Source organism: Nitrobacter sp. CN101 (assembly GCF_055390255.1).
On sequence record NZ_AP038833.1, the window covers coordinates 1,199,805 to 1,211,179 of the forward strand.

At 58.5% G+C, this 11,375-nt stretch carries 10 protein-coding genes and 2 pseudogenes; all 12 read left to right on the forward strand.

Going from position 1 to position 11,375, the window contains the following annotated elements; translation table 11 throughout:
- Positions 1-431 precede the first annotated feature (431 nt).
- The 12 genes and pseudogenes from ACZ5IL_RS05840 to ACZ5IL_RS05895 all read left to right on the forward strand — a co-directional run bounded on the left by ACZ5IL_RS05840 (position 432) and on the right by ACZ5IL_RS05895 (position 11,372).
- The gene (locus ACZ5IL_RS05840) at positions 432-1,685 is read left to right on the forward strand and encodes an MFS transporter (protein ID WP_464595712.1); all 1,254 of its coding nucleotides are present in this window, start codon (positions 432-434) and stop codon (positions 1,683-1,685) included.
- 734 nt (positions 1,686-2,419) lie between these two features.
- The gene (locus ACZ5IL_RS05845; RefSeq protein WP_464595714.1) at positions 2,420-2,710 is read left to right on the forward strand and encodes a twin-arginine translocation signal domain-containing protein; all 291 of its coding nucleotides are present in this window, start codon (positions 2,420-2,422) and stop codon (positions 2,708-2,710) included.
- Positions 2,711-2,827: 117 nt separating this feature from the next.
- The gene (locus tag ACZ5IL_RS05850) at positions 2,828-4,828 is read left to right on the forward strand and encodes a LodA/GoxA family CTQ-dependent oxidase (RefSeq protein ID WP_464595716.1); all 2,001 of its coding nucleotides are present in this window, start codon (positions 2,828-2,830) and stop codon (positions 4,826-4,828) included.
- A gap of 3 nt (positions 4,829-4,831) precedes the next feature.
- Positions 4,832-5,752, forward strand: a complete 921-nt coding sequence (locus ACZ5IL_RS05855; RefSeq protein ID WP_464595718.1) for an NAD(P)/FAD-dependent oxidoreductase — start codon at positions 4,832-4,834, stop codon at positions 5,750-5,752.
- On the forward strand, positions 5,739-6,038 hold the full coding sequence (locus ACZ5IL_RS05860) for an NAD(P)/FAD-dependent oxidoreductase (protein ID WP_464595720.1): 300 nt from the start codon (positions 5,739-5,741) through the stop codon (positions 6,036-6,038). The genes ACZ5IL_RS05855 and ACZ5IL_RS05860 overlap by 14 nt, the downstream gene beginning before the upstream one ends.
- A 77-nt stretch (positions 6,039-6,115) precedes the next feature.
- A complete protein-coding gene (locus ACZ5IL_RS05865) occupies positions 6,116-6,307 on the forward strand; it encodes a hypothetical protein (RefSeq protein WP_464595722.1) in 192 nt (63 codons plus the stop codon).
- A gap of 180 nt (positions 6,308-6,487) precedes the next feature.
- Positions 6,488-6,562, forward strand: a pseudogene (locus ACZ5IL_RS05870) (PRC-barrel domain-containing protein); the annotation flags it as partial.
- Positions 6,563-6,689: 127 nt separating this feature from the next.
- Positions 6,690-7,343, forward strand: a complete 654-nt coding sequence (locus tag ACZ5IL_RS05875; protein ID WP_464595724.1) for an ABC transporter ATP-binding protein — start codon at positions 6,690-6,692, stop codon at positions 7,341-7,343.
- Positions 7,340-9,802 (forward strand): FtsX-like permease family protein, encoded by a 2,463-nt coding sequence (locus tag ACZ5IL_RS05880; protein ID WP_464595725.1) that lies wholly within the window; start codon positions 7,340-7,342, stop codon positions 9,800-9,802. The genes ACZ5IL_RS05875 and ACZ5IL_RS05880 overlap by 4 nt, the downstream gene beginning before the upstream one ends.
- Positions 9,792-10,880, forward strand: coding sequence for a lipocalin-like domain-containing protein (locus ACZ5IL_RS05885; protein WP_464595727.1), 1,089 nt, complete (start codon positions 9,792-9,794; stop codon positions 10,878-10,880). The genes ACZ5IL_RS05880 and ACZ5IL_RS05885 overlap by 11 nt, the downstream gene beginning before the upstream one ends.
- A gap of 14 nt (positions 10,881-10,894) precedes the next feature.
- Positions 10,895-11,065 (forward strand): annotated as a pseudogene (locus tag ACZ5IL_RS05890) (SDR family oxidoreductase); the annotation flags it as partial.
- 88 nt (positions 11,066-11,153) lie between these two features.
- A complete protein-coding gene (locus tag ACZ5IL_RS05895) occupies positions 11,154-11,372 on the forward strand; it encodes a hypothetical protein (RefSeq protein WP_425906220.1) in 219 nt (72 codons plus the stop codon).
- Positions 11,373-11,375: the final 3 nt, after the last annotated feature.

An 11,375-nucleotide genomic window follows, 5' to 3' on the forward strand; every position in this document is an offset into this window, starting at 1 on the left:
CCAGGATAGAAAACAGAAGCGTCGAACGCACCAAAAGTTCCCGAGCGGTCTGTTCCGGAAAGCCGGTAGCTCGACAGAGAGCTGCTTTCGGCATCAGGGCCAGAGGCATTTGAGAAGTCTCCGCCCTGCGGGCTACAGCGTTTTCAAGCGAAGCGGATGCGGTTCGCGGGAGCAAGGCCCCGGCGACCATTCCATCGGTCGTTATCGGTTGCGCGAGCGTCCGACCGAACTGCCTGATCGGCCATTCGCCATCGCGATCCGGCGATGAGCTTGACCCTTGATTGGGCCTTTTCGGGAAATCGATAGACGCGAAGCTTGCCGCGAGTTACTATGTCAATCAGTTGACATAACGACGCCAAGAGTCCCCATTTGGTGTCGCCCGGTAAGTTGGCGTCGCGCCGGCGATACAGAAGTTATGATGAGGAGCGACCGTGGAAAATACAAATGTCGGGGCTAACCAGGCGGCAGAGCCGTCCGGTAACCCAAGGGTGTTGTGGATATCGACCGCGGCATTCTCCCTCGGTTTTGCAATTTGGGGAATGTTTTCCGCGCTCGCGCCATTTTTGATCGAGTGGTATCATTTTACAAGCACCCAGGTGCTGATCCTCGCTGCGATGGAGCCGCTTTTTGCGGCCGCTATCAGCATCCCGCTCGGCATCTGGGCTGACAAATACGGTGGCCGGACGGTTTTCACGCTTTTGCTTGTGGCTCTCTCTGTTGTCCTGATTTTGGGGACCTTCGCCGAGAGCTATTACGGCTTCCTGTTTCTGGGAACGATGCTCGGACTTGGCGGCGCGAGTTTCGTGGTCGGCAATGCCCATGTGTCGTCCTGGTACCCTAAATCCAAACAGGGAACCGCGCTCGGCCTTTTTGCTATGGGCAATGTCGGGATTACGGTCGGCATGATGGCCGTCACGTTCCTGATTACGAACGTTTTTGACAAAAATGATCCGGACGGATGGCGGATGATATTCCCGATATTCGCCATTCCCACGTTGTTCATGGCGGCGGTCTACATGTTCTTTACGTCTGATCCGCCGAACCGGGTGCTCAAGAATACGTCGATGAGCGAGATCTTCGCCGTCTACCGCTCGGGCATCGTCGTGTGGCTCGTTCCCGGTCTTTACTGGGTTGCGTTTGGCACGTTGGTTTTCTTCGCGTCAACGATGCCGACTTATCTGGTTGATCATTGGCGCGTGGATCCAACGACTGCGGTCGCGGTCTATACGCCGATTCTGGTGGTCTGCGTTGCCATTACTCGACCATTGGGGGGCTGGCTCGCCGACCGTTACGATGTTCTCAGCATCTTGAGCATAATGTTCGGATTGATGTCGGCGCTGGCGGTGCTCTTGGCCTTGCAGATCTCGCTGAACATCGAGCTGTTCGCCATTTACGGGCTTGCGCTACTGTCCGGTGCAGCCGCGGCGGCAGTCATCAAACTGATCCCGATGTACTTCGTGCACGTCGGTGCGGTTAGCGGACTGGCCAAGGCGGCCGGCGCAGCATGCGGGTTCACCATGACCACGATCCTCGCCGGCAGCAAATTTCTCATGGGCGGTTACACTTTGGGTTTCTTCATCTGGGCGCTCATGAATATCGCCGCGTTCTATGTCTCCTTCTCGCGCGTGGGTTTCAAGAACGTCAAACCTATTCACGCGATTGCGGAATCCGCGCCCGCTCACTGAGGTGAGGTTCGGAAAGGATGAAACGCGATTAGGCCCGGCTCTGTCCTTTGGACACGCCGGGCCTTCAACTTGAATACGGACAGAATCGTTTGACATAGGAGAGGAAGCGCTCAGCCATCGTTGATTTGCGACCGCTTCCCAACCTGGACCCGCGATCGTTGCGTTGTGCGTCGGCCATCGGTATCTCCAGATGCGAGATGAATGGCATAGAACGCTAAGGCAGAGCGTCTGTTCCTAAGGTTTTTGGCACATCCGCCGCTCCGCATGCCGACGGGTCAGGTATTTTTGTGCGATCGGTGTGAAATTCCTCACTTGCTCTGGAAAATCCGCGGGCGCCTTTTAAGGTTCGACTCTGCGGCCACACGGCCACCTTCGATACAGGGCTATTCAGCAGCGAACAGATTGCGCGCGCCTCGCCTCAGAGGAATTCCGCCGCTGATTATGTGCTTCAGCGACATCATTTCGTACAAATCCCAAATGATTCAGTTGTCTAAGGTTGCGGTGCTTTGCAGATCACACGAATACCTTGAAACGACCTAGCTTGCATAAGGTAACCATCTCGATCATATTTCGGCGTGATTTTTAGTCCACGCACGGTCCACGCTGAACCCGCTCTTTGTGTCTGTCGTACTGTGTCTCTGTCGTACTATGTCTCTGTCGTGCGTTCACGCCGCCGAGACAAGGTAAAGCCGTTCGGCTCATTTTCGAATTATCCTTTAGCAGGGGGCCAGATCATGGACATCAAGCGTAGAGATTTTGTCAAAGGGTGCGCAACTGTCTCTGTCCTGTTGCTGCCGGGGATCGCCAGCGCTGCGAGCGGGGAAAACACGAATCGGGCGCCGGCTTTGGCATCCCGCTCGCAGGTCGAAAAATCGATCAAGGCCAACTTCGGTGGTGGTTTCTCTGTACGGGATTACTCGCGATCAAACGGACGGACTTACGCCAACATCGAACATTTCGGTAACCGGTATGCAGTCGCCTCCGCAGACCTGCTGGATTGGAAAATCGTTAAGGCATCGCTCTAAGCAATCCAAATTTCTTCCGTCAAAAGTATTATTTGATCCTCCTTTAGGTGAGGATGCGTGGATATTGATGTTTCCGGTGCTCTTTCCGACAATAGGGAGTTCTGGAGACAATGAGCTGTGGCCGAGAAGATCAAGAGCATTCGCATTCATCCCGGTATCGGCATCGCTCGTCTGGGCACCAGTGACGAGTTTTACATCGGGCCAGAAACACCGGGCGTTGTCGTCGATCCCGGCGGGAGCAATGGTCCCGGACCAAACGGTGGAACCTACCGCGATAGTAACGCGCGACTGAAACGCCAAGCGCAGCGATATCGAATCTATGCTTACGACGCCAACGAGAAGGTCGTCGCAGAACTGACGTCCCATTCCGACGTCGTGCAATCCGTTCGCTGGCGGGTTCATGTCAGAAACATGAAAGCGGCGAATTATGCATTTCAGGGCGCATATCTGTTCGATCCGGACAAGTTGCGAAACCCTTCCATCCAGCCCGGTATGAAGCCGATCGAACGCGACAAGCTGATCATCGACCCGGGGGTGCATACGATCGGCTCCGGGCAAACCGGACCGGTGATCATGAAAGGTGATGTTTTCAGGGACATCGAGAAGGGGACGTTGCCGGGCGAATTGCGGTTTGAGGGTTTCACCCCAAAGGATCCTTCGAAAGAAGTTGATGTCACTTACAAAGCCGCCAGGGATATCGAACTCGGGCAGCTTCGTTTGGATTCGAAGGACCGGCTGCTGTTCGTTCCCGCGCCCGGAAAGGGCGAATGTGTCACCACGCCCAAGGTCGTGTTGTCGAACCCAAGCGAAACAATGAGCCCTCCGAACGGTCCGGAGGACGGTAAGAATCCGCTGACGAACCAGTTCGCCTACTTCAACATTCCGGGTTGGTGGGACGACACGTGCTGTGGCGAAATCGACGTCACCGTCACGCTGAAGGACGGAACTGTACTGAGCACGCGCGACAACGTGAAATCAGCGACGGACGAAGGAACGCGGAATCCGCGTGCAGGAGCCTGGATCGTTACCGCGCCACCGAAGTTTGCACCTCACATGTATCATGTGGTCTCTATCCTGGATCGCGTTTACGAGGCTTTTCCTGAGTCTTACCCCCACGTATGGAAGAAGACGAACTTCTACCGAGATGTCTTCCCGATCTTCGCCAAGGCAGTTAGCTACAGCTGGGTGAACGCGGCGGCAGGGGGCGTTTCACCTGACACCAAGGACGCTGCTCACGGTCCGGGGCAGCCGGGCAACCTGCTCAGTGCCGAGCACATGACTGCTTTCACGGATCCGAGCGAGGACAGCAAGCCGACGCGGCAGATGATCTATGCATTGATGCGGCATGCGCCCGGAAAGCGCGGACGGCTGGTTGATTCCCTGATGCCGCCGCCGCCAGCGCGTCCAACCAGCTGGCAGAACGACGAATTTAAGGGCGACGCAGGACCCCTCAAGATGCCCAGGCTGTGGGGCACCGGAGGCAAGCCGTTACAGAATGAGCAATTGGGACTCAGCTTGCCCGATCAGTTTCTCAGCCTGACCGATCGGCAACTCTATCACCTGAAAGAATGGGCCGAAGGAGACTTCGAGGTTGGCACTCCACCAAAACCCGTTGCGCTTGAGACCTTGCCGCTGGCCGAGCAGCCGCATGCACTTGACAGCTCGGCGCTCGAACCCACGATCGGCGGCGGTTTCCACCCCGGAATCGAATTCCCGTATCTGATCCTCTATCGGGAAAATTTTGCTGAGGCGTTTCGCGTCGACAAGGGCATCGAGCCTGGATCGCTCTCCGCCTACATGTCGAGCCCCTGGCAAGGCGACTTCTGGTCGTGCAACGTGGCGTGGTGGCCGACGCAGCGGCCGGATATCGTTTTCGAATACGACAAGACAAACCAGACCCGAACCTACAAGGAATGGTTCCGCGGATACGATGAGCACGGTGAACCGCTCTCGTCTGCCGATGGTTACCATCAGATGGCTTATGCCTGGTCAAGATTGGGGATGGTGCTGCCGGTCAAGAATGAGGATGGTAGCTTCCTGAGAGCTAACGGTCAGATCGTGTTCGCCGAACAAGAGCGTGATCCGGCATTGAACCGGCCGCCCGCCAAGAGCAAATGATCAGTGGCGTCGGCGCCGTTGCTCGACCCGACCGGGACAACATGGGACGTCGTGATTGTTGGCTCCGGACCTGCGGGGGCCGCAATCGCCATCACGCTGGCGAAGTACGGGCAGCGCGTCCTGCTGGTGGAGAAGCGTGCGTCGCCCAGCTTCAAGCTTGGCGAGTCCCTGCCGCCCGCGTCGATGGGTCTGGTCAGACACTTCCTGGGAGATCCTGAAAGTCCCGAGCAGCAACTTCCTGGTCTTTTCAGAACTGCCGGCAACATCTCGCTATGGGGGACCGAACAGGCCGAGATCGCGGATTTTTTCTTCGCGTCGGCGGGCCATGGCCTCTGCGTCGACCGGCTAGCGTTCGATGAAGCGCTGCGTACGAAAGCGGTCGCGGCTGGTGCAACCTTGCTCAAGGATGTCTGTTTCCAGTCCTGCACGCGGATTGAAGGCGGCAATTTCAATTGGCAACTGACGCTTACCGCGCGCAACGGCAGTCGGCACGATCGCGCCCGTTATCTCGTCGATTGTTCGGGTCGCCAAGCGGTCGTGGCCCGCATACTTGGTGTCCCGACACTGAGTCATGGCGATCGGCTGTTCGCCTATGCGCAATGGTTTTCCTGCTCGGGCGGTGATGATGACCGTTATACCCGCATCGAGGCCGTGCCATACGGCTGGTGGTACAGCAACCGCTTGCCCGGCTTCGATGACAATGAAACCCGGCGGCTGGTGGTTTTGCACACCGATAAGGATTTGCCGGCGGCGAGGCTGGCGGCGTCGCGGCAAGGCTTCGATCAACTGCTGGACGGTTCGACACATATTGCGCCTTTGCTCAAAGCCGGAGGGGTATCACCCTTGCGGGATCATCCGGGGAGCGCCGGCCAACGGCCAGCGACTACGAGACTTTTGCGGCGACGCCTGGATGGCGGTGGGTGATGCGGCACAAGCCTATGATCCGCTGTCGTCGCAAGGCATCGACAAGGCGCTCAGGACGGCGAGCCATGCCGGGCATATGATTCACTACGCGTTGACGGACGCTCCGCAGGGTGCTGCGGGATTGGACGGCCGCAATAGCTATATCCATCGATACGATCAACAGCAGCGCCAACTCTGGCAGACGTACGTGTCGCAACGAGATTTCTACTATGGCATCCAGTCCCGCTGGTTCGATCAGCTGTTCTGGCAACGTCGGCGGCAGCTGGCGAATGAAGCCGGTCGCTAGATCTCGTGCCTAGGCGACTTTTTTCTTTTGGAATCGACCTTAAAATCTTGCAACGGCGGCGCACATCAGAAGGAGCAATGCGCAGTGGTCGCATCTGGGCCAAAAGGTTGAGTGATATGAAAAGCGAGATGAAAATTGAGGTGCTATTGGCCGCAATTCTAGTCGCTGCAGCTTTGGTTAGCGTCAACGCGCTGGTTTCGGCGGTTCAGAAGGCGGAGCGCGGGGCGGTTGATCCGGCGGCGATAGATAGCACCAGCCACAGAAATTGACGTCGCTGTAGATCTGCCGTCTTTACTGTAGGTCATGCTCATTGGCGCAAGTCAGGACGCGTTTGATCAGTCCGATGTGCTGGCGTGCCCCTTGCCTTTCCGGAACGGAGCGCTAGTGGCGGCGTTGATGTTCCGCAGCTTCTCAATTCAGAGGCCACGATGGCAGATTGAGAAACTCTTATCGGCAGCGACAAGGTGGAAGGCACCGCCGTCTACGGCCGTGACGGGCAAAAAATCGGCAGCGTCGAGCGCGTGAGAGCTTGTAGCTATATAAGAGGTGTCTCCATGAGCAGGAACAACGACATCGAACGGATCTGGGACATCATTGAAAAAGTTTGCGTTTGCATGCTGACGACACGGCGATGACATTCCAAGAGCACCGATGCTGGATATCCAGAACCTGACCAAAACCTATCGTTCGGCGCAGGAACAGATCGCCGTTCTTCGCGGGGTCTGCGTGCACGTTAGCGCCGGTGAAAGCGTCGCGCTGACAGGGGAATCGGGAAGCGGCAAGAGTACCTTGCTGCACCTGATTGCGGGTCTCGATGAGGCGGACGGTGGCTCAATCCGGCTTGATGCCACCGAGGTAACTGCACTGGCGGACGGGGGCCGTGCGGCGATCCGCCGGGACCGGCTCGGATTGATTTTTCAGCAGTTCAACCTGATTCCTTCTCTAACCGTCGCCGATAACCTAGCTTTTCAGTCGCGCCTCGCCGGTCGCCATGACAGCCAATGGCGAAACGAACTTGTCGATCGGTTGGGCCTCGGCAATCTGCTGAAACGATATCCCGAACAACTCTCAGGCGGCCAACAACAGCGGGTTGCAATCGGGCGCGCGCTTGCGGTCAGGCCGCCTCTGCTTCTTGCTGACGAACCGACCGGAAACCTTGATGAGGCGACGGCCGACGATGTCACAGATATCGCGCTTGATCTCGTCAAACGGACCGGATGCGCTTTTCTCATGGCGACGCACAGCACACGGCTTGCCGCGAAGCTGGACCGGACAGTTCGACTGAGCGCTGGACTGATTTCGTGAAGCAAGGGTATTGGATCCTTGCGGTTCTGCTCAGCCATTGGCGTCGGCATCCGCTGCAACTGACGACACTCATGGTAGGTCTGATCTCCGCGACGGCATTGTGGAGTGGCGTGGAGGCATTGAACCAGCAGGCTCGCACCAGCTACGATCGGGCCGCGGCGGTCTTTGGCGGTTCTCGACCTGCGATGCTGGTCGGGCAGCGTGATTCCACATTTTCTCAGCAGCTTTTCGTCGATCTCCGGCGGGCGGGATGGCAAGTCTCACCTGTCGTCGAAGGACGAATTCGCATTCAGGGAAGGCCATTGCGTCTGTTGGGAATCGAGCCGGTAACGTTTCCAGCGCAGGCAGGGTCGATCCCGGCGATCGGCGCGGCGGATCTGAAATCGTTCATCGGGCCTCCTGGCGAGACTTTAGTCGCGCCGGAGACATTGATCGCGCTGGCCCGGACGGAAGGAACGGTCCTTCTCACGGATGACGGGGCGCTACTGCCGCCGCTCAACGTTCACGCGCAGCTCGCACCGGGTGTCGTGATCGTCGATATCGGATTGGCGCAAAGCATTCTTCACCTGCAAGGTCGGCTCTCGCGTCTGTTGATTGGCAACACGCGCAGCCAGCCACCGCCGCTTGAGGCTGTCACTGGCGACATGCTCAGGTATGTCGCGGCGGACGCCGAAACCGATCTTGAACGTCTGACAGATAGCTTTCATCTCAATCTGTCGGCCTTCGGGCTGCTATCGTTTCTTGTTGGACTCTTTATCGTCTATTCGGCGGTCGGCTTGGCCTTCGAGCAGCGCATGCCGATCCTCCGCACCCTGCGCGCTTGCGGCGTATCGTCCCGGAAGTTGAACGGTGTGGTGCTGATCGAGCTGATGATCCTGGCCAGCGCCGGCGGCCTGGTCGGATTGGTCTGCGGATATCTGATCGCCGCGGCGTTACTGCCCAATGTCGCTGCGAGCCTGAACGGGCTGTATGGCGCGCGGGTTTCCGGGGCCCTGGCTCTCAGACCCGAATGGTGGATCGCGGGCCTGGCAATGAGTGCCGCCGGTACATTGGCGGCGTCGGCGATAAGCCTCTTGAAAGTCATCCGTCTTTCGGTTCTCGCGATGGCGCAACCGTATGCATGGCAGCAATCACAGCGGCGATGGCTGGGCTATCAAGGCGTCATGGCCGTTGCGATGCTTGTCGCGGCAATCACCGTTCTGTTAGTCGGCGGCTCGCTGATCTCGGGATTCGCGGTGCTGGCGGCGCTGCTGCTGGGTGCGGCGCTTGCGCTCCCTGTGCTGCTCGAAGTCGTGCTGCGCATCGGCGAGCGAAGCTCGCGGCAGCCGCTTGTGATGTGGTTCTGGGCGGACAGCCGCCAGCAACTTCCCGGACTGTCGCTGGCACTGATGGCCTTGCTGCTCGCGCTCGCGGTTAACGTCGGCGTCGGAACCATGGTGGAGAGTTTCAGTAAGACCTTCGCCGCATGGCTGGACGGCCGGCTCGCTGCGGACGTCTATGTGAACGCCTTCAGTGATGCCCAAGCTCGCGATATCGAAGCAAGGCTGCGCTCGCGACCGGAGGTCACTGCCATCCTGCCGAGCGGCCGCGCCGAGATCGAGATCGGGGGCTGGCCGGTGGAGGTTCTTGGCCTCGCCGATCACGCCACCTATCGCGACCGTTGGCCATTGTTGGAGTCGCGGTCGAATGCGTGGGATGACGTCAAGTCAGGCGAGGGCGCCCTCGTGAGTGAGCAGTTGGCACGGAGACTGAAACTACGGCTTGGTGGCCGACTCGACCTCAGTACTCCCAGTGGCATCTGGTCCCTGCGTATCGCAGCCATCTACGCTGATTACGGTAATGCTAAAGGGCAGATCGCCGTCAATATCGACGCCTTCACAGACCGATTTCCAGATCTGCCGCGGACTCGGTTTGGCTTGCGCGTGACTCCCGGTAAGATCGGGCCGCTGATTGATGACATGCGCAAGGCATTTCATCTCGACGAAAGCCGCCTCTCCGATCAATCGACGCTGAAGATGGAATCGACAGGGATTTTCGACCGCACCTTTGCGGTGACCGCTGCACTGAACACGTTTACGCTCGGTGTCGCCGGGGTTGCGTTGCTCACTAGCCTGCTGACTCTCGGCAGTTCCCGTCTTCCGCAACTGGCGCCGTTGTGGGCGCTTGGGGTGACAAGACGGCAGCTGGCCGGCATTGAGCTTCTCAAGACGATGTCCATTGCGTTCATCACCGCGATGCTGGCGCTGCCGCTCGGCTTGCTGGTGGCGTGGTGCCTGATCGCGGTGGTCAACGTCAGAGCATTTGGCTGGCGTCTTCCGTTCCATGTCTTTCCGCTGCATCTCGCCGAACTTCTCGGCGTGGCGATGCTTGCGTCGCTGCTGGCGACGCTGATTCCGGTCGTCCGGCTGATGCGCATACCTCCAGCGGTGCTGATCAAGATCTTTGCCAATGAGCGCTAGTGCAAAAATTTCGCGCCGTGCGTTTGCGACGGGGCTTGCCGTTCTCGGTTTCGGACGAGGAACCTCGCTGGCTCAGAACTTCGCTGGACTTGGTGGTGATGCTTCCGGATTTGCTTCGGTGGTACCCGGCAAGAGTTTCGAATTTCCACACGATCACGGTCCGCATCCGGACTACCGCATCGAATGGTGGTATCTCACCGCCAATCTCAAAGACAGCGCAGGCCATGCGCTCGGTGTGCAGTGGACGTTGTTTCGTCAGGCGATTCAGCCAGGACCGCAACGCGAAGGTTGGGCGAACCAGCAAGTCTGGATGGGCCATGCTGCCGTAACCCGCGCCGATACGCATCGCTATAGCGAAGCGTTTGCACGCGGCGGCGTGGGCCAGGCCGGCGTGGAAGCGGCTCCCTTTCACGGCTGGATCGATTCATGGCAAATGCGCGGGATCGATCGTATGTCGGCGATGAACGTCGCGCCGCTTGAGGTCAACGCATCGAGTGCAGAGTTCAGTTATACGCTGAGGCTTGAGGCAGACAGAGCTCTCGTGCTCCAGGGCGAGGCCGGCTACAGCGTGAAATCCGAACGCGGGCAGGCGTCCTACTATTACAGTCAGCCGCATTTCACGGCGGCGGGGACCGTCACGATCGACGGCAAGCCCGTCAATGTTACCGGACAGGCCTGGATGGATCGCGAATGGAGCAGCCAGCCGCTGACCTCCGATCAGACAGGATGGGACTGGTTCTCGCTGCACCTTGAGACCGGCGAAAAGCTGATGCTGTATCGCCTGCGACAAGCCCAAGGTCAGCCCTACCTTACGGGTAACTGGATCGGATTGGATGGGCAGTCGGTTGCGCTCGCTTCCAGGTCCATTGAAATGATCCCGACCGCCACGACGGAAGTCGCGGATCGCATGCTGCCGACAAGCTGGCGTATCGTCGTTCGCGATCGGGCACTGACGATCGAAACGGTCCCGCTGAATCCAAAGAGCTGGATGGGGACGCGTTTTTCCTATTGGGAAGGCCCGGTGAGCTTCACGGGCACCCACCATGGTGTCGGGTATCTCGAAATGACAGGTTATTGATCGAAGGTGCCTCCTTGATTCCCTCGACCATGCCGGAGGAGGTCGTGACCGACTTTGGCAAGCAGGTTCCGATGAGGCGCTCCGGGCAGCCCGCCGAACTGGCAACTGCCTATGTCATGCTGGCTGATCCGCTCTCGAGCTATACGTCCGGCACCACCGTGGCGGTGACCGGGGGTAGACCCCTTCATCTGAAAGTGAATGAGGCGGCGCCGGTGCGAGGAGACGATTTTCCTTCTTCAACGTTGTTAGTTCGCAGGAGAGAGGGAAAGAACAATGGTATACGCTTTATTCTATCAGGATCAACGCATCGGTGCAGCCGCGCCCACCGAGCTTGAGGCATGGAGGCGAGCGCTGCACTCAGGTCTGATTACGAATATCCCCGTCTCGGATCACCGGAAAGTTCAAGTGTTGCAGCGTGGTCTTTACGTCAAGCAGGTGAACGAAGACCTCGAGCACCGGTCCGACCGGGAACTTTCGACCGAAATCTCCTAGGCT